General features: G+C 62.8%; 20 protein-coding genes. 12 read left to right on the top strand and 8 right to left on the bottom strand.

Translation table 11 applies throughout. The features are described from left to right. Positions 1 to 73: 73 nt before the first annotated feature. From WG899_RS09345 to WG899_RS09330, 4 genes are all read right to left on the bottom strand, one after another. Complete coding sequence (locus WG899_RS09345) at positions 74 to 1,396, bottom strand: dicarboxylate/amino acid:cation symporter (protein WP_339595362.1); 1,323 nt, start codon at positions 1,394 to 1,396, stop codon at positions 74 to 76. Positions 1,397 to 1,686: 290 nt separating this feature from the next. Beyond that, positions 1,687 to 3,207: a POT-type proton-dependent oligopeptide transporter gene (locus WG899_RS09340; protein WP_339595422.1), complete on the bottom strand. Its 1,521-nt coding sequence runs from the start codon at positions 3,205 to 3,207 to the stop codon at positions 1,687 to 1,689. A 199-nt stretch (positions 3,208 to 3,406) separates the two neighbouring features. Further along, entirely contained in the window at positions 3,407 to 6,439 is a 3,033-nt protein-coding gene (locus WG899_RS09335; protein WP_339595361.1) for an Rne/Rng family ribonuclease, read from the bottom strand. 690 nt (positions 6,440 to 7,129) lie between these two features. Beyond that, a complete protein-coding gene (locus tag WG899_RS09330; RefSeq protein ID WP_339595360.1) occupies positions 7,130 to 7,372 on the bottom strand; it encodes a hypothetical protein in 243 nt (80 codons plus the stop codon). Here WG899_RS09330 and WG899_RS09325 point away from each other — a divergent pair. From WG899_RS09325 to argJ, 6 genes are all read left to right on the top strand, one after another. Then, positions 7,365 to 8,393, top strand: a complete 1,029-nt coding sequence (locus WG899_RS09325; RefSeq protein ID WP_339595359.1) for an RluA family pseudouridine synthase — start codon at positions 7,365 to 7,367, stop codon at positions 8,391 to 8,393. The two genes, WG899_RS09330 and WG899_RS09325, sit on opposite strands and share 8 nt — an antisense overlap. A gap of 2 nt (positions 8,394 to 8,395) precedes the next feature. Continuing rightward, a complete protein-coding gene (locus tag WG899_RS09320) occupies positions 8,396 to 9,055 on the top strand; it encodes an HAD family hydrolase (RefSeq protein ID WP_339595358.1) in 660 nt (219 codons plus the stop codon). 4 nt (positions 9,056 to 9,059) lie between these two features. Next, complete coding sequence (locus WG899_RS09315; protein ID WP_339595357.1) at positions 9,060 to 9,446, top strand: Rieske (2Fe-2S) protein; 387 nt, start codon at positions 9,060 to 9,062, stop codon at positions 9,444 to 9,446. A 28-nt stretch (positions 9,447 to 9,474) separates the two neighbouring features. After that, positions 9,475 to 10,488, top strand: a complete 1,014-nt coding sequence (locus WG899_RS09310) for a S49 family peptidase (protein WP_444718830.1) — start codon at positions 9,475 to 9,477, stop codon at positions 10,486 to 10,488. A gap of 261 nt (positions 10,489 to 10,749) precedes the next feature. Further along, positions 10,750 to 12,132 carry a hypothetical protein gene (locus WG899_RS09305; RefSeq protein WP_339595356.1) on the top strand — a complete coding sequence of 461 codons (1,383 nt, stop codon included), beginning with the start codon at positions 10,750 to 10,752 and terminating at the stop codon, positions 12,130 to 12,132. Between the two features lie 72 nt (positions 12,133 to 12,204). After that, the gene (gene argJ / locus WG899_RS09300) at positions 12,205 to 13,446 is read left to right on the top strand and encodes a bifunctional glutamate N-acetyltransferase/amino-acid acetyltransferase ArgJ (RefSeq protein WP_339595355.1); all 1,242 of its coding nucleotides are present in this window, start codon (positions 12,205 to 12,207) and stop codon (positions 13,444 to 13,446) included. A gap of 54 nt (positions 13,447 to 13,500) precedes the next feature. Here argJ and WG899_RS09295 read toward each other — a convergent pair whose 3' ends face one another. Further along, positions 13,501 to 15,234 (bottom strand): hypothetical protein, encoded by a 1,734-nt coding sequence (locus WG899_RS09295; RefSeq protein ID WP_339595354.1) that lies wholly within the window; start codon positions 15,232 to 15,234, stop codon positions 13,501 to 13,503. Positions 15,235 to 15,501: 267 nt separating this feature from the next. On the opposite strand from WG899_RS09295, the gene WG899_RS09290 reads away from it, so the two are divergent. After that, positions 15,502 to 16,242, top strand: coding sequence for a hypothetical protein (locus tag WG899_RS09290; protein ID WP_339595353.1), 741 nt, complete (start codon positions 15,502 to 15,504; stop codon positions 16,240 to 16,242). Positions 16,243 to 16,318: 76 nt separating this feature from the next. Continuing rightward, positions 16,319 to 16,999 (top strand): histidine phosphatase family protein, encoded by a 681-nt coding sequence (locus WG899_RS09285; RefSeq protein ID WP_339595352.1) that lies wholly within the window; start codon positions 16,319 to 16,321, stop codon positions 16,997 to 16,999. A gap of 28 nt (positions 17,000 to 17,027) precedes the next feature. On the opposite strand, the gene WG899_RS09280 is transcribed toward WG899_RS09285, so the two are convergent. Continuing rightward, on the bottom strand, positions 17,028 to 18,113 hold the full coding sequence (locus WG899_RS09280; RefSeq protein WP_444718829.1) for a formylglycine-generating enzyme family protein: 1,086 nt from the start codon (positions 18,111 to 18,113) through the stop codon (positions 17,028 to 17,030). Between the two features lie 219 nt (positions 18,114 to 18,332). Between WG899_RS09280 and WG899_RS09275 the strand changes: the two genes are divergently transcribed. The 4 genes from WG899_RS09275 (at position 18,333) to WG899_RS09260 (ending at position 20,156) form a co-directional block, all read left to right on the top strand. After that, entirely contained in the window at positions 18,333 to 18,530 is a 198-nt protein-coding gene (locus tag WG899_RS09275) for a hypothetical protein (RefSeq protein ID WP_339595350.1), read from the top strand. Positions 18,531 to 18,585: 55 nt separating this feature from the next. Next, positions 18,586 to 19,050: a GNAT family N-acetyltransferase gene (locus WG899_RS09270; protein ID WP_339595349.1), complete on the top strand. Its 465-nt coding sequence runs from the start codon at positions 18,586 to 18,588 to the stop codon at positions 19,048 to 19,050. Between the two features lie 64 nt (positions 19,051 to 19,114). Beyond that, positions 19,115 to 19,741, top strand: a complete 627-nt coding sequence (locus tag WG899_RS09265) for a glutathione S-transferase (RefSeq protein ID WP_339595348.1) — start codon at positions 19,115 to 19,117, stop codon at positions 19,739 to 19,741. Further along, positions 19,734 to 20,156, top strand: a complete 423-nt coding sequence (locus WG899_RS09260) for a hypothetical protein (protein ID WP_339595347.1) — start codon at positions 19,734 to 19,736, stop codon at positions 20,154 to 20,156. Before WG899_RS09265 ends, WG899_RS09260 begins: the two co-directional genes overlap by 8 nt. Here WG899_RS09260 and WG899_RS09255 read toward each other — a convergent pair. Beyond that, on the bottom strand, positions 20,146 to 22,506 hold the full coding sequence (locus WG899_RS09255; protein ID WP_339595346.1) for a TonB-dependent receptor plug domain-containing protein: 2,361 nt from the start codon (positions 22,504 to 22,506) through the stop codon (positions 20,146 to 20,148). The two genes, WG899_RS09260 and WG899_RS09255, sit on opposite strands and share 11 nt — an antisense overlap. A gap of 242 nt (positions 22,507 to 22,748) precedes the next feature. Beyond that, complete coding sequence (locus tag WG899_RS09250) at positions 22,749 to 23,090, bottom strand: nuclear transport factor 2 family protein (protein WP_339595345.1); 342 nt, start codon at positions 23,088 to 23,090, stop codon at positions 22,749 to 22,751. Positions 23,091 to 23,154: the final 64 nt, after the last annotated feature.

The raw sequence follows: 23,154 nt of genomic DNA, 5'->3' as shown, positions 1-23,154 counted from the left end.
GCTGCAAATTGCAATAAAAAAAGCACCGGCTGCGTGAGCACCGGGGCTTTTTCGACGTCTGGTAGCTGAGGGCTTATGCCTTCAGGTGGTTGTCGACGCGGTCCAGCACTTGTTCGGGTGCATCGGCTTCCAGTTCGGTCTCGTTGTTCAGATGCCGCTGCATGCGGTCCATGTCCAGATCGCCGGTCCACTTGGCCACGACCAGGGTGGCCACACCATTGCCGATCAGATTGGTCAAGGCGCGTGCCTCGCTCATGAAGCGGTCGATGCCCAGGATCAGCGCCAAGCCGGCGACCGGAATGCCGCCCACCGCACTCAGCGTGGCGGCCAGCACGATGAAGCCGCTGCCCGTGACGCCTGCAGCGCCTTTGGAAGTCAGCAAGAGCACGGCCAGCAGGGTCAACTGCTGCGTCAGCGTCATCGGTGTGTTGGTGGCTTGGGCGATGAAAACCGCTGCCATGGTCAGGTAGATGGAGGTGCCGTCCAAATTGAAGGAGTAGCCGGTCGGGATCACCAAGCCCACGGTGGACTTCTTGGCGCCCAGGTTTTCCATCTTGGCCATCATGCGCGGCAACACCGATTCTGAGGACGAGGTGCCCAGCACGATCAGCAGTTCTTCTTTGATGTAGCGGATGAACTTGAAGATCGAAAAGCCATGGAAGCGCGCGATGCCGCCCAAGACGATGATGATGAAGAGTAAACAGGTCAGGTAGAAGCTGCCCATCAGCTTGGCCAACTGCAGCAGCGAGCCCAGGCCGTACTTGCCGATGGTGAAGGACATGGCGCCGAACGCGCCGATCGGCGCCAGCTTCATGATGTAGCCCACGATCACGAACAGCACATGGCTGCTCTTCTCGATCAAATCGAACACCAGCGTGCCACGGCCGCCGAAGCGATGCAGGGCAAAGCCGAACAGCAGGGCGATCAAGAGCACTTGCAGCATTTCGCCCTTGGCAAAGGCATCGACCACGGTGTTGGGGATGATGGCCAAGAGGAACTCGGTGGTGCTTTGCATCTTGCCGGGGCCGGTGTAGGCGGCAATGCCCTTGGTGTCCAGATGCGCTGGGTCCACATTCATGCCGACGCCGGGTTGCAGCACATTGACCACCACCAGGCCGATGACCAAGGCCAGGCTGGAAACAATCTCAAAGTAGAGCAGGGCCAGGCCGCCGGTCTTGCCGACCTTCTTCATGTCCTCCATGCCGGCGATGCCCACCACCACGGTGCAGAAGATGATGGGGGCGATGATCATCTTGATCAGCTTGATGAAGCCGTCGCCCAGCGGCTTCATCGCCGCCCCGCTCTCAGGGTAGAAGTGGCCCAGCAACACGCCAATGACGATGGCGCTGATGACCTGGGCATAAAGGGACTTGTAAATGGGCTGTCTCGCTTGCATATGAACTCCAATGTCTGCTTGGGCTTATCTTGCGCGCTGAATTCCCGGTTTGATATGAGGGGAATTGCAGATCATCACCTGCTTCACTTGACCGCAAGCCTAAATCGCCAATTGCGCGCTTGAGTTGGCCGAAGGGGCGCAGAGCCCTCCCTAGTGCCCCGTCCAAGTCGAGTCAGGTGGGCTTCCAGTGAGCAAGACGGAAGTCTGCGAAGTTCCGACGGCAGTTTCACCAGTTCAAATGAAAAAAGCCCGGGCATGCCGGGCTTGGGGTGGGTGCGCTTGGGGTGCTATCAGTCGCGGTAGTTGTCCACTACCGTGTAGCTGCGCGCTCTAATGGCAAAGACCAAAGCGGCCACCAAAGCGAATCCGGCGAAGAAGAACATCTGAAAGGCGGTGACGCTCAAACCCGTGGTTTGGATATAGGCGGTCGCCGCTTCGCTCTTGACGCTGCCGTTGGCCAGCAGCACCCAGAGGTTGCCAATCGTCACAGACAGATTCCAAAAGCTGGTGATCACGCCCTTCATGGCCAGCGGCGCTTGGCTGTAGGCGAACTCAAGGCCAGTGGCAGACACCAAGACTTCGCCCATGGTTAAGATGGCATAGGGCAGGATCTGCCAGACGATGCTGATGCCCTGGCCTTGGTCAATCCAGAGTTGCAGGCCGCCCACCACGATCCAGGCCAGGCCTGAGAGGGCAATGCCGGCGCCCATGCGGCGCAACGCGGTGATGCGCAGGCCCATGCGCTCCAGCAAGGGGTAGAGCACCATATTGTTGAAAGGGATCAGCAGCATCACCAAGGCCGGGTTCAGTGCCTGCATCATGGACGACTGGAACCACTCGGGCTTGCTCATTTGGTCGGCTTGCAAGACCCAGGTTGAGGCCTTCTGGTCGAACAAGGACCAGAACGGCGTGACCAAGGCAAACAAGACCAGCAGCTGCAAGACGGTGCGCACGCCTTGCACGGCTTCGGCGCCATGTTTGGCGGTGGCCCGATCGAGTTGCAGCCAAGCGCCAAAGCCGCCGAAACCCATCACCAGGACCAAGGCCGAGCACAAGGCCGGCACGATGCCAGTGGGCTTCAGCAGCACCAGGCTCAGCGCGGCCAAGACCACGCCGGCCCAAGCCGTGAACAAACCCAAGTTGAGCTGGCCGGGGCGAGGGGTTTTCAGCGCCGTCAGCACCACCTTCAGGAAGCTATTGGGGTCGTCTTTGGCTGTGGGCTTGACGTGCACATACTTGCGGCGGCCCATCCAGAAAATCATGGTGGCGATGAACATAAACACACCGGGGACGCCGAAGGCCACGCTGGCACCGAAGTTCTTCAAGAGCAGGGGCATCAAGAGCGAAGCGAAGAAGCTGCCGAAGTTGATGATCCAGTAAAAGCCATCAAAGACTTTTTGCGCCAGCGAGCGATTGCTCTTGTCAAACTGGTCGCCTACAAAAGAGCTGACCAGCGGCTTGATGCCGCCGGAGCCCAAGGCAATCAAGAACAGGCCGGTGTAGAAGCCGCGGATATTGTTCTCAAAGATCGCCAGGCAGGCATGGCCGGCGCAGTAAACCAGGCTGAGCCAGAAGATGGTGTTGTACTTGCCGAAAAAGCGGTCGGCCAACCAGCCGCCCAACAGCGGGAAAAAGTACACCCCAATCACAAAGGTGTGGAAGACCTCCTTGGCCTCGCCCTTGCGCAAAGGCTCGGGCACGGCCAAGAGCAGGCTGGTCATCAGGAAGACGGTGAGGATGTTGCGCATGCCGTAAAAGCTGAAGCGCTCGCATCCTTCGTTACCGATGATGTAGGGGATTTGGGGTGGCATCTTGGCCACTGGGGTACTGCTGCTTGTTGTCACAGGGAGTTCTCGTTTCGCGGCTGCGCCTTCTTCAGCGGCAAGGGCAGGCATCGCGTCAATGAAAAGTGTTATTCAAATGGAACAAATGAAAACGCCGCCGGGCTTGCGCCTCGGCGGCGTTGCTGGATCAGCCGGAGCTGAAGCGGGCGATCAAGCCCGCTTCAAATCACTGCTCAAAGGGCAACTTGATTTGGGCCAGGTCCTTGCGGGTTTCGACCAAGACCAGCGGGCCCTCATCGGCCAGCACCGTGGCCACGCGTTCACGCGGCACATGCACCGGCTTGGGCTCGGCAGCAATCGCTTCCTGGGCGGCGCGGATCTTCTCGGCATCCGAGTTGACCCATTGCAGGCCGGTGGAGGCGGCAACGGCTTGCAGAGCGTCGAGGTCCAGCACAAAAGCCGGTGCAGCGGGTGCCACCGGAGCCTGAGCAGCGGCGACCGGGGCTGGGCTGGGCGCTGCGGCGACTGCCGGTACAGCTTCGACCGGAGCAGCAGCTTCAGCGTTCACGGCTGCAGCGGCAGGCGCGGCTTCAACAGCAGCGTTGCCAGTAGCTTCCGCTTGTGGCGCCAGCTCAGCAGCTGCGGCTTCGCCGTTCAGCTCAGGGGCTTGGTCATCGCGGCGCTCGCGGCGCACGCGGTCGCGGCCCCGGTTGCGACCACGGCGGGCTTCGCCGCCTTGGCCATCGGCCTCGCCCTCGGCGCGAGTCGCGCCAGCCTCTTCAGCTTGGGCCGAACCGGCTTCAGCTGCGTTGGCCTCTTGGCCTTCGATAGACACCGGGGCCTCGTTGCTTGCGCCACCGTCTTCGCGGTCACGACCGCCACGACGACGACGACGGCCTCGGCCTTGGCGCTCTTCGTTGGAGGCTTCAGCGTTGGCATCGGCTTGCGTGTCGGCAAAGCCTGTCGGCGCGTCGGCGATCAGCTGGGCTTGCACCGGCAGCGCGGCGGCTCCGCTGTTCAGGCCAAGCTCTTCGCTATTGCGCTGCTCGTTGCGGCCTTCATTGCGCTCGCTACGTTCACCGCGCTCAGGACGGTCGCCACGCGGGCGGCGGCCACCTTCGTTGCGCTCGGTGCGCGGCTGCTCGGCACCGGCTTCCGGGCGTTCGCTGCGCTCTGGACGACGATTGCCATTGCGATCGGTGCGCTCGCCACGCGGCTCACCACGCTCAGTGCGTTCTGTACGCTCACCGCGTTGGCCCTCAGGGCGGCTGTCGCCGCGGGCTTCTTGCGGACGCTCGCTGCGGGCGCCATCACGCTTGGCATTGCGATCGCCGCGCTCAGCGCGTTCGCCACGCTCAGCACCGCGCTCACCACCACGTTCGCCATTGCGGCCACGGCCGCGACCATCGCGACCGCCTTCGCGGCCGCCGTCACGTCCACCTTCTCGCTTGCGATCACCGCCAGCGGCTGACTTGGCCGGTGCGGCTGCGGGCGCTTCGACTGGCGCCGGAGCAGCCACGCCGAACAGACCCTTGATCCAGCCGAAGAAGCCACCGCTCGAAGCAGGCACTGCAGCGGCAGGTGCCGGCGCGGCTGCTTTGGGAGCCTCAGCCTTGGGTGCCGGTGCCACCGGTGTTGGGGGCGGCATCTCGGGCAGCACGCCCTTGATCACGGGCTCTTGCTTGTTCTTGCCCTTGTCGCCGGCCGCGTCGTTGCGGCGGGTGATGCCCACCTCATCCTGCGGCTCTTCGATCATGGTGTAGCTGGCTTGCAGGTTCTCCAGACGCGGGTCGTCGTGGCGCAGGCGTTCCAGCTTGTAGTTGGGCGTTTCGAGATGCTTGTTGGGCACCAGCAGCACGGTGACGCGCTGCTTCATTTCGATCTTGGTGATCTCGGTGCGCTTCTCGTTCAGCAAGAAGGAGGTCACTTCCACCGGCACTTGCACATGCACGGCGGCGGTGTTGTCCTTCATCGACTCTTCCTGAACCATGCGCAGGATCTGCAGCGCGCTGGATTCGGTGTCGCGGATGTGGCCGGTGCCGTTGCAGCGTGGGCAGGTGATGTGGTTGCCGTCGCTCAAGGAAGGGCGCAGGCGCTGGCGGCTCATTTCCAGCAGGCCGAACTTGCTGATGGAGGCGAATTGCACGCGGGCGCGGTCAGGGCGCAGCGCATCGCGCAGGCGCTGCTCAACTTCGCGGCGGTTCTTCGACTCTTCCATGTCGATGAAGTCGACCACGATCAGACCGCCCAGGTCGCGCAAACGCATCTGGCGCGCGATTTCGTCGGCGGCTTCGAGGTTGGTGCGGGTGGCGGTTTCTTCGATGTCGCTGCCGCGTGTCGAGCGGGCCGAGTTGACGTCCACCGAAACCAGGGCTTCGGTGTGGTCGATCACGATGGCGCCGCCGGAAGGCAGGTTGACCGTGCGGCTGAAGGCGGTTTCGATCTGGTGCTCGATCTGGAAACGGCTGAACAGCGGCGCGTCGTCGCGGTAGCGCTTCACGCGATGGCCTTGCTCGGGCATCACGTGGTTCATGAACTGATGCGCCTGTTCGAACAGGTCATCCGTGTCGATCAGGATTTCGCCGACATCAGCGGTGAAGTAATCGCGGATCGCGCGGATCACCAGGCTCGATTCCTGATAGATCAGGTAAGCGCCCTTGCCACCCTTGGCCGCATCGTCGATGGCGGTCCAGAGCTTGAGCATGTAGTTCAGGTCCCACTGCAGTTCGGCGGCGGAGCGGCCGATGCCAGCAGTGCGAGCGATCAAGCTCATACCCTTGGGGTACTCGAGCTGGTCGAGGTTTTCTTTCAGCTCTTCGCGATCTTCGCCCTCGATGCGGCGCGAAACGCCACCGCCGCGCGGGTTGTTGGGCATCAGCACTAGGTAGCGGCCGGCCAGCGAAACAAAGGTGGTCAGGGCTGCACCCTTGTTGCCACGCTCTTCTTTTTCCACCTGGACCAGCAGTTCCTGGCCTTCCTTGATGGCGTCTTGGATGCGTGCCGAGCGCACGTCCACACCTTCGCGGAAATATTGGCGGGCGATTTCCTTGAAAGGCAGGAAGCCGTGGCGGTCTTCGCCGTAGTCCACAAAGCAGGCTTCCAGCGAAGGCTCCACGCGGGTGACCACGGCCTTGTAGATATTGCCCTTGCGTTGCTCGCGGCCTTCGATCTCGGTTTCGAAATCGAGCAGTTTTTGGCCATCAACGATTGCGAGGCGCCGCTCTTCCGGCTGCGTCGCATTGATCAGCATGCGTTTCATCGTCATCACTCCTCAAACGCGTGAGCGGACGGAGTTCTAGTCCGGCCGGCACACGCGCAGCATCACGTCACCGCTCGAACCCGGATTCGGGCCCTGGCGGCAACACATCGATGCACGGGCAATGTGGAGGAACCGAGGAAGGAATCGCCCTGGACTGACCGTGATCGGAGTGCGATCAAATGGCCAGCGTTGGCGCTTGCGACATGACAGTCGGCGCGGAGGTCCCGTCCCATGAACACGCAACCCTGAGCTGCGCGGCCCGGCCACGGCAAGGCAACACGGCCTCGCCGGCATTCGGCCGGGGCAGTGCTGATGAGCGGTGGGGGGTGAGGGGAGTGAAGGAAATCATCCGTGCGGACTGTTGGACGCTGGGCTGAGGCGGTCAGACTCTTGATCGACCGGCCTCACGCCCCAAAAAACCTTGTCTGGTGCCTCGTACAGTCAATTGGGACTGCACGCGGCGTGGCTCGTTCTACATTGCTCTGCCGCGCAGCACCCGAGGCCGCCTTGTCACATGGGGACAAGGCCCGCTTCCGGCGATTGCGCGTTGCATCACCAATTTTGTTCATTGCTCAATGGGCCGGGCAATTCGCCATTCCCACTGACCCCCGTCATCCCTTGTATGCCTTGTCTTCAGCGCTGCGAGCCTTTGTCTTCGGCTACCCAGGTAAAATCAGACAAATCAAATACTTACGGCAACAACGTGGTGAGCAACATTATAAGGGCTAAAGCCAAAGCGCCGGCCGCCACGGAAACCCGCAAATCCGGCGCGCGGCGACCCGCTGCGGTTGGGCGAAAGCCGGCGGTTTCGGTGTCCAAAAGTGAGCGGGCGCCGACTTCTTCTTCCTCTTCTTCTTCTTCTTCTTCTTCTTCTTCCCAGTCGCGTTCTCGCCCGTCGGTCGCGGCCTCGCGGACGAAGGCGCCTGTGGCCAAGCCTCAGCTTGCTGAGCCAGTCCTTGAAGCGGCTCAAGCGCCGGCCCCGGCAGTTCGGCGGGTGCTGATTGATGAGGGCTCGGCCGGCCAGCGCTTGGACAATTTCCTGCTGCGCGAGTTGAAGGGCGTCCCCAAGACCCATGTTTACCGAGTGATCCGGGCCGGTGAGGTGCGCGTCAACAAGGGTCGCGCCCATGCCGACACGCGCTTGGAGCTCGGCGACGAGGTGCGCATCCCGCCGGTGCGCTTGCCCGAACGAGTGGAAACCAAGGTCGAACATGTGCCAGCACGCGAGTTCCCGATCATTTTTGAAGACGACTACCTGCTCGCGATCAACAAACCGGCCGGGGTGGCGGTGCACGGCGGCTCTGGGGTCAGCTTTGGTGTGATCGAGCAATTGCGCCAGGCAAGGCCGTTGGCTAAGTTCCTGGAATTGGTGCACCGGCTCGACAAGGAAACCTCTGGCCTGCTGCTGATCGCCAAGAAACGCGGCGCCCTGGTGGCCTTGCAAGATCAGTTCCGCGAGCGCGAGACCGGCAAGACCTATGCGGCCTTGGTGGCCGGCGAATGGGCGGCGAACAAAAAAGTCATCGACGTGCCCCTGCTCAAGTTCATTGGCAGCGATGGCGAGCGCTGGGTCCGTGCGGTGACCGATCCAAAGGACGCCCATGCCGATCAAGCCAAGCGATCCATCAGCCTGGTTCGGGTGGCGGAGCGTTTGGGCGAGCACAGTCTGCTCGACGTGACCATCAAGACCGGCCGCACCCACCAGATTCGCGTTCATCTGGCGCATGAGGGCCATGCAATCGTGGGTGACCCCAAATACGGCGATTTCGAGGCCAACCGCGCTTTGGCGCGCGGCCCGCTGCGTTTTGACCGGATGTTCCTGCATGCCAAGCGCCTGCGCTTTGTGCACCCCAGCGAGGGCGGCAAGGAAATGGAATTGCTGGCGCCTTTGCCGGCTGAATGCCTGCAATTGATCCAAGCTTTGCAGAATCAAGGCAAAAGCCAGGGTCGCTAGGCATGAGACCACAGCAGTTCGACTTGATCGTCTTTGATTGGGACGGCACCTTGTTCGACTCCACCGCGTTGATCACCCGCAGCATTCAGGCCGCGGCAGTGGACCTGGGCTTGCCCGAACCCAGTACTGCCCGGGCTAGCTATGTGATCGGCATGGGGCTGAATGAGGCCTTGGCGCATGCGCTGCCCGATTTGCCGCCGTCGCGTTACCCAGAGTTGGGCCAGCGTTTCCGGCATCACTATGTGGCGGCGCAACATCAGATCACCCTGTTTGATGGCGTTTTGGAGATGCTAGGCGCGCTCAAGGCTAGGCATCATTGGCTGGCGGTGGCGACCGGGAAAAGCCGGCGCGGCCTGAACGAGGTCTTGCAGGTCGAGTCGCTGCGTGCGGTGTTTGACGGCACCCGGACGGCCGACGAAACCGCCGGCAAGCCAAATCCGCAAATGTTGAATGAGTTGATGCGTGAATTCGGGGTCGACGCGGAACGCACATTGATGATTGGTGACACCATCCATGACCTGCAACTGGCCCGCAACGCCGGTACCGCCAGTGTCGGTGTGGGCTATGGCGCACATGACCATCAAAGTTTCGGTGAATTCGCGCCGCTGTACATTGCTCAGTCGGTGCCTGAGTTGCACGATTGGTTATTGAAAAATGCCTGAGTCGATGAAAACGCCTGAGTCGGCGGAGCCGGTGCTGCTGTGCCCGTCTGAAGAACTGTTGGAGCGCGGCCGCGCTCACACCTTTGATGTTTTGCAGTACCGGGAGCCGGCGCGCGCCTTTGCCTTGCGCTTCGAGGGGCAGGTGGTGGCCTATCTGAATCGTTGCGCCCATGTGCCTGCCGAGATGGATTGGCAAGAAGGCGAGTTCCTGGATGGCGACAAGCAATACATCATGTGCTCTATTCATGGTGCGGTCTACGATCCCTTGACCGGCCGCTGCGTCACCGGCATGTGTGGCCGTATGGGCCTCACCAAGCTCGAGGTGCAGGAGCGCGAGGGGCGTGTCTATTGGTATCCTTCCCGCGACACCAAAGCTGCAGTCAAAGACTGAACTTCGCAGAACAACAAAGACAAGAACAATGAATCCCAACGACGAATTGCCCAAGCCTATTGCCGACCCCGTCATCGGGGGTCAGGCACCCGAAGCCGCCAAGGCGCTAGGGGCTTCAATGAGCACGTATGAGCCGATGCTGGCGCAGTTCGCCCGCGAATATCTGCTCGACAAGCGCAGCGAGCGCCGTTGGCGTTTGTTTTTCCGCTTGATCTGGTTGGCGCTGCTGGGCTTGCTGGCCTGGGCGATCTACCCGCAGCGCCACCATATGCAGGCGCCGAATACGCCGCACACGGCCCTGGTGGAGGTGCGCGGCGAGATTGCGGCCGACACCGAGGCCAGCGCCGAGTTGATGCTCTCCGCCTTGAAGAGCGCCTTTGAGGATGCAGGCTCACAAGCGGTGGTGCTGCGCATCAACTCGCCCGGTGGTAGCCCGGTGCAGGCCGGTATCGTCTACGACGAGATCAAGCGGCTCAAAGCCAAACATGGCAAGAAAGTCTATGCCGTGGTGGAAGAGATGTGCGCCTCGGGGGCGTACTACATCGCCGCGGCCGCCGATGAAATTTATGTCGACAAGGCCTCTGTGGTGGGCTCCATCGGCGTCCTGATGGACGGGTTTGGCTTCACCGGCCTGATGAACAAGCTCGGTGTGGAGCGCCGTTTGCTGACCGCCGGTGAGAACAAGGGCATGCTGGACCCCTTCAGCCCGGTGTCGCCGCGGCAGCAGGCTTTCGCGCAGGCTATGTTGGACCAGATTCATCAGCAGTTCATCGCGGTGGTCCGTGAAGGGCGTGGCAAGCGCCTGAAAGAAACACCGGAAACCTTCTCCGGTCTGTTCTGGAATGGCGAACAAGCCGTCAAGATGGGCTTGGCCGATCACCTGGGCAACCTGGACTTTGTCGCCCGCGAGGTCGTCAAGGCTGAGGAGGTGGTGGACTACACGCCGCGTGAAAACGTGGCCGAACGCTTGGCCAAACGCTTTGGCGCCTCCATGGGTGAGGGCGCTGTCAAGACCATGCGCAGCATGAACCCAATTCGCTGATCCAAGCGACTTGGCGCAGTTCAGCGCTACCCACCAAGGGGAGCAGGTTTCAAGAACCTGCTCCCCTTCGTCCTTCTGGGGGAGTGGCACCGTCGTGATGAACCGTTATAAACGCGGCCTGTGGTGCCTGGGCGTGTTTGTTTGCGCTGGTGCCCAGCGAAGTGCTTGCCCGGAGCGGCATTGACGGAGGCCGAATAGTCAGGGGGCATGAGGGTGAATCGACAAAAAACGTGTAAGCCAAGGCGGCCGATTGAGTTGTCGATGCAGTCCTTGTGCGTCTGCTTCAGCGCCTTGATGCTGGCGGCCTGCGGTGGCGGAGGCGGCTCCGGCGCAGATTCGACGCCAACAGCGACCGCTCCCACTACGGTACCCAGCACGGTCCCCAGTACCGTACCGGGCACCACGCCAGCCGATGGCGCGGCCAGTGCCGCGCGTCTCAGCTTGCCGGCCTATGCTGCAACGCGCAAAGTGCCGGCGGGCAGCCCGGCGCCCGATAGTGAACGCCGTCTATTGCAAAACGCCAGCCTGGCCCTGGCCATTGCTCAGTTGCAGGCGGGCGCGCCCGCGGGCACATGGCTGGGCAACGCCCAAGTCTCGCCGGCCCTGAGTGCTTCACTGGAGCAACTGCTTCGGGCGGCTGCCGCTGGGGCCACCTTGGCCCAAATCCCGAGTCTGTTGCCCGACCTGGCGCAGGCTCGCCAAGTGGCGGCCAGCAATTGGGTGCAACGCTCGCTGTGGGCGGCTCAAGGGCAGTCCTTCAATGTGCAGTTTTTGGCCGCCAGTGACTTGTCATCGGGCGCCATGGGCTTGCCGCAATGGCGCGGTGCCGAGACTGATTTCACTTCCAGCGCCGCCAAGGAATTCCAGCTTGCCAAGCAAGCGCAGCTCCCACCCCAATCGGCCGATACCATCGTGCCGGTGGCGCAGACTCGGCTGGTGGTGATTGACAGCCTGCGTACGCGCTTTGTCTGGCCGGATGTGGAACTGGCCAAGGGTCGTTTCAAGAATGAAAGAGGCGAGGTCGGGCACGGCGATTTCTTGCGTGTCCGCCAGGGTGTGCAGCGCTACCAGGTGCCGGAGTTCACGGCCGATTTGCTGCAGCAGGACGACTTTTTGTTGATCTATTTGCGCCCGATGGCGGGCAGCCTGCAAGCCTTTTTGGCTGGCAGCCCGCAGCCCGCCTTGCAACAGGTGCTGAATGCGGCGGATGCCAAAACCTTGTCGCCCGGTGAGCTGGTCTTGCCGCTGACCCGCATGGGCTTGGCGGCCGATTACGCCGCGCCCCTGGTGCGAGGCGGGCTTAGCCTGGCCATGGATGAGGTCAAAGCCGATCTGCGCGGACTTGATGGTGGCGGCAGCTATGCCCGCTTCCAGTCGCCCACGGCCTTGCTGCAGATCAGTGAAAGCGGCCTGGACTTACAGTCGGCCCATGTGCTGAGCCTGATCGCCAGCGACAAGAATGTCTTTGGTCCCAACTACGCGTCGGGTAGCCAGTGGCTGGATCGGCCGGGATTCAACTTCGGCGGCAGCTGCGATCTGCCCTTGTCCAGCAGCAGTGGGTTTTTGCTGGTGCTGGATCGTCAACGGATGGTCTTGAGTCTGAGTGTGCTGGCCGATGTGGCCGCCACACCTTGTGCGTTCTAGCGTCGGACCTCGATAGGGCGAGGGGCGTCGCCCTACAATCCGAACCGTTCTTGGATCCGCTAAAGCCCCATCATGCCCGTCAATCTCAACGCTCCCGATCCCGCCTCCTTGCATCCCGTTCCCGGTGTCCGTCTGGGCATCACGATGGCGGGCATCCGCAAGGCCGATCGACGTGACCTCAGCGTGATTGCCTTGGATGAGGGCGCCTCGGTGGCCGGTGTTTTCACCAGCAACCGCTTCTGCGCCGCTCCCGTGCAGATTTGTCGTCAGCATCTGGCCGGTGCGACCGCAGGTGGGGCAGGTATTCGCGCCATCTTGGTCAACACCGGCAATGCCAACGCAGGCACCGGTGCCGACGGTCTGGCGCGTGCCCAGCAAAGCTGCCAGGCCTTGTCGGGTTTGATGGGCGTGCAGCCCGAGCAGATTTTGCCTTTCTCAACCGGCGTGATCATGGAAACGCTGCCGGTGGATCGCATCATCAAGGGGCTGCCCGCAGCGCTTGAAGCCTTGCGGCCCGATGCTTGGGGCGAGGCAGCCCTTGGCATCATGACCACCGACACCTTGCCTAAGGCCGCATCGACCCAGGTGCAGATTCAAGGTCAAACGGTCACACTCACCGGCATCAGCAAGGGCGCCGGCATGATCCGCCCGAATATGGCCACCATGCTGGGCTATGTGGCGACCGACGCGAACGTCAATCCTGCGCTGCTGCAGGCCCTGGTGACTGAGGCTGCTGACGCTTCATTCAACCGCATCACCATCGACGGCGACACCTCGACCAATGATTCCTTTGTGTTGATCGCCACTCACAAGGCCGCCCATGCGCGCATCGAATCGCTGGATTCGGCCGAGGCGAAGATCTTGCGCGCCGCGCTGATCCAGGTCTCGCAGCAACTGGCGCAAGCCATCGTGCGTGACGGCGAAGGCGCCACCAAGTTCATCACCATCGTGGTCGAAGGTGGCCGCAATGAGGCCGAGTGCAAGTTGGCCGCCTACGCGATCGCGCATTCACCGCTGGTCAAGACAGCTTTCTTCGCCAGCGACCCGAACCTGGGTCGCATCCTGGCTGCGGTGGGCTACGCCGGTATCGGCGATCTGGATCAGACCTTGATCGATATGCATCTGGACGAGGTGTTGGTGGTGCAGGCCGGCGGCCGCCATCCGGCTTATCGCGAAGAAGACGGCCAGCGGGTGATGAAGCAAGCCGAAATCACGGTGCGGGTCAGCTTGAACCGTGGTTCCGCCAGTGCCACCGTTTGGACCTGCGATCTGAGCCACGACTACGTCAGCATCAACGCCGACTATCGTTCCTGAGCGCCTTGGCGGGCAGCGGCCGCCGAGCTGGCGTGCCCTGGTGGCCCAGGGTTCTTAGAAATCCACCGCCCGCGTGCGCATGCCGCGGGCGACCAGCGTCGCATTGATCAGCTGCGCCTCTTCGCGGCTGGCAAAGGGCCAGACCGCCGGGCGATAGCCCTCGGGGGTCTGGAAGACCTGGGCCTGCAAGGGGCTGCGGCTCGACTGGGTGGGCGCCACCATTGAGCGCATGCGCTCCAGCGTTGCCTCGGCTTCCGCTTTGCTGGCGCTGACCGGACCGACCAGCGCGACCACCGGTTTGTTGGCCAGGCTGGCGACTCGCGCCGATGCGCGGCCATCGAGTTTCTCCCCCAAACCTGCCGCGGAGTTGATCACCGCGCTGGGTTCGTCTGCCGGCGCGCCCTTCTTGCCGGCGGGCTTCTCATCTGATTTGCTTTTTGGTTTTTCAGCACCCGCTTTAGCCGTTGCAGTTGCAGCATCTTTGTCGCTTGTTTTGCCGGCGTCGGTCTTGCTCTTGTCTGATTTATCTGATTTATCCGACTTGTCTGACTTGGCCGCGTCCTCCGCGGCGGCGGGTGCTTCGGTGGGCGGCGGGGCGAGCAAGGGACGGGCGCTTCGGCCGGGAATGGGCTTGATGAACAGCGGACGGATGTCGGGTCGCGGCGGGCCGTTGTCCGTGCTGGGGTTAGCCTCAGCCTCGGTGCTTTGCTTGCCGGCCGCGGCTTTGGCTGCCGCCGCAGAGGCGGCTTCGGCAGCGGCCGCAGCAATGGCCTCGCGTTGTGCCGCGGCGCTGGCGGCCAGATCAAGTGTCGGGGGTATTGCCTTGGACGCTGCCTTGTCCGCCTCGCCTGCTGCGGCGTCCGAGGCGGCGGGCTCGGTGTTTGTGATGGCTTCGGCCGAGGGCTCGCTCGCAGCGTTGGACGAGGCCGCCGCTCCAGAAGCCGCCGATGCTGCCGGCGCATGGGCCTCATGAGCCTCATGAGCCGCGGGCACCTCGATCTTGTCTTCGCCCTTTTTGACCAATACGCCCGGCACCAGCAGCACGGTGCCAACGCCCGCCAGGCCCAGCAGCACGACGCCCAACAAGGCCAGGCGCGGCACGCTGAGGCAGCGATGACCAAGGATCTGCGCCTGCAGCCCACCTCGACCGACCAAGACGCGGCTGCGCGAGCGTCCGGCATCGATGGCGGCGCTGGTCAGGTACAGCTCGAAGGGCCAAGCGCCACCGCTGCTCTTGCCGCCGCGGCTCATCAGTCGGTCATCGATGGAGACGATGCGCAGCGGCCAGCTGGCGTCGCCGGGCTGGGTGGAATAGCCGTGTTTTTGGGCGAAGCGAGCCACCGCCTTGGGTGAGAGCGAGGCCACGAAACGCTCGCTGAAGGCGGGCCAAATCTGGCTATCCAAGCCGCCCGACCCCGAGTTGCCGCGCCGCCAAAAGGCCAGGCGAGCCAGCAGCTGTCGCCATTTCGGGCCCGTCTGCTGAGCCGAGGGCGGCGCTTCTTGATCGGCCAATGCGTCCAGATGGGCGGCGTTGGTGTTGGCCGCCACGGTGTTTTCGTCGTCCCAGGCCGCGGCCAGGCTTTCGGGCGAAATCTCGTCGGTCAATACCGGCTCAATGTGGCCTCTGGGGTCGCCGGGGTGAGCTGCCTCACCCATGCCGCCGGCCGGCCCGCTGCGCATAAAGGGCAGGGCCACGACGCCTATCGTGTGGACGTCATAAATGGTGATCCGTTTTGCGAGCGGATGGCGGTTATGCCATATCACCACTTGCTCGGCCAATCGATCCATGGGCGCGCGGTCTTGGGTTGAGGTGTGTTTGTAAAGCCGGGAAGTATCTCGCAGGTCGGCCGCCCTCAGGGCATGCCAACGCACTGTCGCCATGGTGCCCGAAGTCCGGCTCAGCGTCAGCCTTGCAGGCCTCATTTGATGCCTGGAAAAGAAGGCCAATTGCGGATGATGCGGGCGGGGCGATGTTCAAGGCGTCAAGCCGGCCTTGGTGCCCGGCGCAGTGCGCTCGCTCAAGGGAGGCATGAGGCTTGCGTTACTTTGCTGCATATGAAGCCAGCCGCGAACCCGCCCGACATGATTGCCGATATGGACAGCGACAGCGTCACCCACCGTGACACCCCCAAGGTGATCAACAGCGACGCCGCCACCCCTCAGCCACAGTCCAAGGTGCGCTCGGCGCTGGATGCCTTTGGCTATGCCAGCCTGACAGTGTCCGAATTGAATGGCCGCTGCACCTGGCACAGCGCCTTGGCGCGCAGCCTGATGGCCGAGTATTTCCCCGGCGGGCATTTCGAGCGCGGCTGCTTGCCGCCCGAGTTGCTCTTGTGGTTGCATCGAGAGGCCTTGCGGCGGCGGGCCGGCGCGCCTGCGCGAGACCTGAGTGTGTGGGCGCGGGAAGACAGGCTTGCGCCGATGGAGCCGCTGCGATCCGCCCGCAAGCGACTGTGCTGCGCCTTGCATCAGGTCGATGCCGATGTGCTGGGTGAAGGGCAGTGGCTGATCGTCTTGCGCGAGGCCGATGATGCCGCCTTGATGGACAGCTTGATGCGCAGCTTTGCCCTCAGCGAGAGCGAGGCCGAGTTGTTGTTTGGCCTGTTGAAGGGCCCTCCGGGCACCGAATTGGTGGCTCTTTTGGCGTCGAGCCCAGGTTTGGTGCATGGTGGTTTGGAGCAACTGTGGTGCAAGCTCGGGGTGAGTGGCCCGGCTGAGGCTTGCGAACTGCTGCGGCGCCGGCTGGGTGGCCCCGCGGATCAATCCGATGGAGGGTTTGGCGCAGCGTCGAACTGAGTCGTTGCCCCGCGCAGAGGGGGCCAAGGTCACCGACGCGACAAGCGGCTAGCAGCGTCGGCCCGATGATGCGCGGATGGGAACTCTTTACCTTGTTCGACATGGCCAGGCTTCATTGGGTGCCGACGACTATGACCAGCTGAGTGAGCTCGGGCAGCGCCAATGCCGGCTGTTGGGCGAATACTGGCGGGCGCGTCAGATGCGCTTTGACGCGGTGCTGAGCGGCGGACTGCGGCGGCATGCGCAGTCGCTGGCGGCCATCCAGCAAGGCCTGAGTCCAGACCGCCTCTTGCAAGCACAGATCTGGCCTGAGCTGAATGAATACGACAGCGAGGCCTTGATTCGCAGCGTGCAGGGCGCCTCAACGCCGTTGCCGCGGCCGCAAAATGCCGAAGCGGCACGCCAATATTTCCGTTGGCTGCGCGAGGGTCTGAGGGCTTGGATGGCGGGCCAAAGCCAGCCCGAGGGCATGCCTAGTTTTGCCGAGTTCTCTGCCGGCGTGGCGGCGGCCTTGGCCCATGTGCGGCAGCATTGCGAGGGTCAGGTCTTGCTGGTGTCGAGCGGAGGGCCCATCAGTGTCGCCATTGGCCAGGTACTGGCCATGCCGAGCGAGTCGGTGATCGAGTTGAACCTGCGTTTGCGCAATAGCGCCTTCAGCGAGTTCAGCCTTGGCCCCAAACGCTTGGCGCTACAGACCTTCAACACCTTGCCACACCTGGATAGCCCCGAGACCGCCCACCTGATCAGCGCGGCTTGAAGCTGCCGCCCCGCGTCACCCGGAGGGCTCAGCGGCCTGGATTTTCGGCGCTGATTTCTCGCACCAGGCGCACGCCGAGCAGGGTGTAGCGGGTTTCCGGCGCGTTCCAGTTGCGATAGGCCGAACGGGCGTAGAAGGGCCAGGTGTGCCAGGAGCCGCCGCGCCGCACCCGCACATCGCCGCTGGACGGGCCTTGTGGGTCGACCGCCGGGCCTTGCGCGGAGGACTTGGCGTAGTAGTCGTCATCGTGCCAGTCCGACACCCATTCCCAGGCGTTGCCATGCATGTCGTACAGGCCCCAAGCGTTCGGGGCGAAGGAGCCGACCGGCGCGGTGAAGGCGAAGCCATCGCCCTTGCCATCCGGACCCTGCAGCGCGCGGGTCTGCCATTGCGGCCAGTTGATCGCACTGTCGGCATCGAAGACATTCGCCACCTTGAGCAGCGAGCTGGGGGCGTCGCCGGAGTGAAAACGGGTGCGCGTACCGGCACGGGCGGCATATTCCCATTCGGCCTCGGTGGGCAGGCGGTAGCGCTGGCCCTCGGTCTTGCTCAGCCAGTCGGCCAGCGCCACCGCGTCGAACCAAGTGATGTTGACGACCGGGTGATCGTCGGTCTGCGTAAATCCGGGGTTCAGCCAGGAGTATTGCGGCTTGCGGCCTTCGAAGGCATCGCCGCGCTCCGTGGTGGCAGGGTCATAGTCACGCCGGTAGCCGTAGCCGCCGGTGCCGTCGCGGATTGAGTCGGGCACATAGCCGGACGCTTGCACAAAGCGCTTGAACTGGCCTACGGTCACTTCATGAGCCCCCATCGCAAAAGCCTTGCTGATGCGCACCCGGTGCACCGGGCCTTCGTCTCGCAGCATCTCGAATCGCTCTCGCTCCAGCGCCGGAAAGGCTCGTGCCAGCGCTTCAACGGACTCTTCGCTGCCCATCAAAAACTCCCCTGCCGGGATGCGCACAAACTGCATGCCGATGGAGTTGCGCAAGACCTCGTCTTTGGAGTCGCCGGCCGTGGCGGGGCTCGCATGCACCGGTGCGGACGCATTCAGGAGAACGAGTAGCGCAATCAATCCAAGCCGATGGGCGGGCAGACGATGTGGAAAAGGAAATGACATACGTCGCAGTTGAGTGTTGCTGCATCCTAATGGCATTGTTTGTCGGTATGTCTTCGGACTTTTCCCTGCCTCCAGGCCAGATGCCGATCAGCGCACTGAATCTGCAGTTCATCGCAAAAGGCGCGAACCCGGTGACGCTCGGCTCTTACCATGGCCGGCCTCGCGTACTCAAGCCCGGCCTTGAGGCTTGTTTTGAGCGTCAACTAAGAAAGGCTGGCGATGAAGTTCTTGTTGTGGCTGGTGCTCTTGGTTCTGTGCTGGCCCTTGGCTTTGCTGGCGCTGATCTTGTGGCCGCTGATATGGCTGTTGAGCCTGCCCTTCAGGTTGATCGGCATCAGCGTCGAAGCGGTATTTGCCTTGCTGAGGACGCTTTTGTTCTTGCCCGCAAGACTGCTGGGCTATCGAGAGCGTCCTTGATTGAGACAGGGCAGCGTTCGATCAGGGCGCGTGCTTGCTGTTTGAGAGTGATTTGATGATGAAAATTCGACCCTATACCGACGCCGATTGGCCTCGCGTTTGTGAGATTCACGATGCTGCGCGGCGCGATGAACTGGCCTCGGCCGGGCTGAGCCAGGCTTTTCTGACGCTGGCAGAGACGGCAGAGAACGAAGACTTTTTCGACTACGCCATTCGGCTTGCCGAAGTGGAGGGCCGGGTGCTCGGTTTTGTTGCCTTCACGCCGGACGAGTTGGCTTGGCTTTATGTGGATCCGCTCCACTATGGCCAAGGTATTGGCTCGGAGTTGATACAGGCGGTGCTTCAAGAGACCGCTGCGCCGCTGACAGCCGAGGTCTTGGACGGCAATCTGGCGGCCTTGGCCACCTACCAAAAAGCCGGCTTTGTCGCGCTTGGCCAGCAAAGCGGCCGAATGCCCGGCAATGAGCGCTTTGCGGTGACGGTCACCGAGTTGAGGCATCCGGGTTTGATAAGCATTTGACGAGCAAGAGCGAGAACGCCGCGTAGCCGCGACAATCGTCACGCGTCTTGCGGAGGTTCGCCGAATGTCGATTGCGCTCTATGGAAGTCGAGGTTCTGGTTCTGCGGCCATCGAGATGGCTTTGCGGGCCAGTGCTTTGGACTATGAACTGATTCAAGCGTCCTCGTGGGAGCCCGAGTCCCGCTATCAAGAGTTGCTGCAAGTGAACCCGCTGGGGCAGATCCCCAGCTTGCGCTTGGCGGATGGCACGGTGTTGTCCGAGAGTGCGGCCATCCTGATTCACTTGGGCTTGCAGTATCCGCAGTCTGGCTTGCTGCCTTCGGAGCCCAGCCTGCGCGCTCAGCATTTGCGAGGCCTGGTCTACATCGCCGCGAACTGTTACGCCGCAGTGTCGGTCAGCGACTTTCCCGCGCAATGGACCACCAGCCCTGAGCAAGCCGCGCATGAGGCCGTGAAGGCCGCCGCGCGCGCCAAGCTGCATCAGGCCTGGGCGGTGTTTGCGGATGTCTTTGGGCCCTTGTTGCATGAATCCGAGCCCGGTGCTTTGGCCTTCTTGGCTGTGGTGGTTTCGCAGTGGTTGGGCAGCCGGGCGTATTTGCAAGCGAACCAGCCGGAGTTTTTTCAAAGCTCGCTCGAGCTAGAAGCCCAGCCCCGTTTGGCTGCAACGCTGCGCCAGCATCGCGATGCTTGAGTTTTCTCTCTTGATGCTGGCCTTCGCCGTGTTGCTTGTGCTTTTGTCGGGCTTGCTTTCAGCGCTACGCCAGCTCTTCTTCCTGCGTTGCGCCTACCTCGTTCGGGGCGCGGTCATTGGCGAGTGGCGCTATCTGCGCTTTGGTCGCGTGATGCGCTACTACCGGGTTGAATTTCAGTTGGCCAATGGGCAGCGCGCCGAGTTGCGCAGCCGAGTGACGAGCTTTATATCCGGTCCCAAGCTGGGCCAATGGGTGCCGGTGCTCAACGTCGAGCGGCCAGGGCAAGGGCCGCGAGCCAAGATCGGTACCTGGGCCGAACTGTGGTTCAGCTCGGCCCTCTTGCTCGCCGTCGGCGGGCTCGGGGCCTTGTTCTTGACCATTGCCGTAGCGCAGATGGGCTTGATCAGATCTTGATTTCCAAGCGCAGCTGCCACTGCGTGTAGCTGGCGCCGTTGCTGCTCTTGGTGATCAGGCTGTCGCTGGTGAGGGTTTGGCTGCCATTGCTGTAGTCCAACGGCGCGAGATTGCTGGCTGACAAACGCAGCGACATATCGCGGTCGATATTCCAAAGTGCAAACGCGTCCAGCACGATCTTGCGGCTGGTATTGGCTTCAGTCTCTCGGCTTTGCTGCACTGTGTTGGCCGGCGTCCAGTTGATGCTGCCGCCCAGACTCAGCGGTAGGCTGCGCAGGCGGTAGTCGGCCCCCAGGTTCGCGGTGGCGCTGGGCTGCTGGTCGAGCTTGTTGTTCGGGCCGGGAATGCCGTCCACCGAAGACCTGAATATGCTCAGATTGCTGCGCACCTGCACCGGCCAGGCCTCGTCGATGAACTCGTCGAGCCGGAACTTGGCCTCCAACTCCACACCGTAGGTCTTGGCATTGCCGATGTTTTGCGGCCGTGTCACATAGCGTGGCGTATTGGCCCAGCTGACGTTTTCCAGCCGGGTGTCATTGCGGATCAGATTGCTGATCTGGCGCGCAAAGGCGCTCACGCTCAGAATGCCGCCCTTGCTCAGATAGTTCTCGTAGGCCAGGTCAATGCCGGTGGCCAACTCGGGCAAGAGATTTGGGTTGCCGGCGCGGTCAGGGTGGTCGTAGCTGTTGGCGCCGCAGGGCTGGCCGTCAGGGCAGGGATAAAAGCTGTTGATCGAGGGCTGGGCGATCAAGTCCTGCAAATTGGGTGAGCGGTAGCTGCGCGTCAGGCTGGCGCGGATCTGATCGCGGCTCTTTTCGTCAAACTTCCAAACGCCATGCAAGAGCGGAGTCCAAACGCTGGAACGGTTCTTCACCTCCTGGGCGCTACTCTGGCTGCGCGTGGCAATCGTCTCGCCGCGCAGACCGGCGTAGAAGGACCATTGCTTGCCCAAGCTCCATTCGTCTTGCACATAGGCGGCAAAGCGCTGGGTGCTGGCCGAGAGCTCATCGCCAAACTCCAGTTGGCCCCGGCAGGTGGCACCGTTTTGCAGGCAGTCGCGTGTTTGATTGCGCTGGGTGCCTTCGCTCTCCAAGCCCGCCACCAGGCTGTGTTCGTTTTCCAGTTGATGCGAGTACTTGCCGTTGAAGCTCCAATTGCTGTCGCGACTGTCGGTATGGTCTTGCTGGGTGCGAATGGCGGCAGAGCCGGGCGCGCCCAGGTATTCCTGCGTCAGCGTGTCCCCGAGTGCGTGGGCGCGGCCAAGGCCGGCCCGCAGGTCAATGCGGCGGCTTTCATCCAAGGCCTTGGTCCACTGGGCGTTTAGCCGGGCCATATCAAAGCGGGTGTCGCTGTGCGTGTTGGAACGGTCGAAGTAATAGCTGCCGTCGCCCGGCTGCGGGGGCGTGCGGCTGAAGGTCTGGGCGTTGTCGCTGCTGCCGCGAGCGGCGTTGACAAAAGGTTGCAGATTGAAGTTCTCGCCTTCGCCTAACTTCCACTGCAAGCGGGCATTGAGGTTCAAGCTCTTTCGCGAGGCCTCGGTGCGGCCCTGGGTCAGCAAGCTCGATTCGGCCTGGGTCTTCAGATTGCGCGTCAGGCTCAGGCTGTTGAGGTCGTCCAGCGTATCGCCTTGCTGGGCGTTGATGCTCAAGGTGTAGGCGCCGCCATGCTCGTCGAGCTTGTCGCTGCGGCTCCAGCTGGCATTGGGGCGCAGCCGGCCGCGCTCCGATGAGACGCCCAGTTTTAAATCATTCAGGCGCTTGGCCAGGGCCTCGCGCAGGACCACATTGATGGTGCCGGCCACGCCGCGCGCGCCGTATTCAGCGGTGGGGGCACGCATCACCTCGATGCGCTCAAGCTGCTCGGGTGGCAACTGGTCGAGCGAGAAGCCCGGCGGCATCCGCTCTCCATTGACGAGGATTTGCGTATAGCCGCTGCCCATGCCGCGCATGCGCACCTCGCCGCCACGGCCTGGCCGCCCGCCGGTGGTCACGCCGGGCAGGCGCTTGAGCACCTCGCCGACGCTGGAGTCGCCAAAACGTTCAATCTCCTCGCGGCCAATGACGATCTTGGAGGCGGTGGAGGCGCGCCGCGCGGCCTCATCGCTGGCCTTGCCGCTGAGTTCCACACGCTCCAGCTGAGCCGGCTGTTCATTGGTCTTGCTGGCGCTGGCAGGCTTTGCCGGTGGCGACAAGGTTCTCTTTGCGGCACTGGCCGCAGCACTGGGGGCTTGCGGCGCTTCGTTCGCAGCGCCGCTGACGGGCTGGGGTTGGGCCTGGGCCTGGGCTAGGCTGGTCGCGAGCAAGGGCAGCAGGGCAGCGATGCAGCGGCTCAGTCGCTGGGCGTGCTTCATGTTGCGACGGGATTGCGAGGGGCGGGAGAGATCAAGATCAAGCATGAGAGAGGAATCGATTGGGCGTAAGGGCTGACAGAGCCTGCGGCGGCGAAACTCTCTATGCCTTTATTCAATGGGGTTGACGATGAGGATGGGTGCTTGCGCAGGTGCGCAGCATCGCATACCTGCGCTGTATTTTCTGCCCCGCCCACCCACGTTTTAACTTCTTTACCCGGCTTGCGGCTCGGCGGCGTCGGCCTTCAATCGGGCGAGAAAAAGTGAACCTCGGCAATCAGCCCGTCTCGGCAACGGTAGATGGCCGCCACCTGCTGCGGCTGGTCGCCACCGCGTCCGTGCACCAACTCATGGTCGATCACGGTATTGCCCATCACGATACGCTGGGCAATCTCCGCCTGTACCTGGGGCTGTGCAAAAGGGCCGTTGCGGTAGCTTTCTCGAAAGGCCTCGCGGCCTTGCAAGCTCGGCGCTTCGCCCGGCTTGCGCCAGACGCGCACATCCTCGCTGTAGCAGGCCACAAAGGCCTCGAGATCCTTGGCGTTATAGGCCAGCAATTGGGCCTGGGTGAGTTCGGCAGGGCTCATCGTTTGTCGCTCCATGGGTGTTGGAAGCGGCGCAGTGTCGCACGCATGCATGTTGCTTCACCGC

It is taken from the genome of Paucibacter hankyongi (assembly GCF_037482915.1).
GTDB classification, from domain to species: domain Bacteria; phylum Pseudomonadota; class Gammaproteobacteria; order Burkholderiales; family Burkholderiaceae_C; genus Paucibacter_A; species Paucibacter_A hankyongi.
The sequence above is the reverse complement of the archived record's forward strand: the minus strand, read 5'-3'. Positions and strand labels throughout refer to the sequence as shown.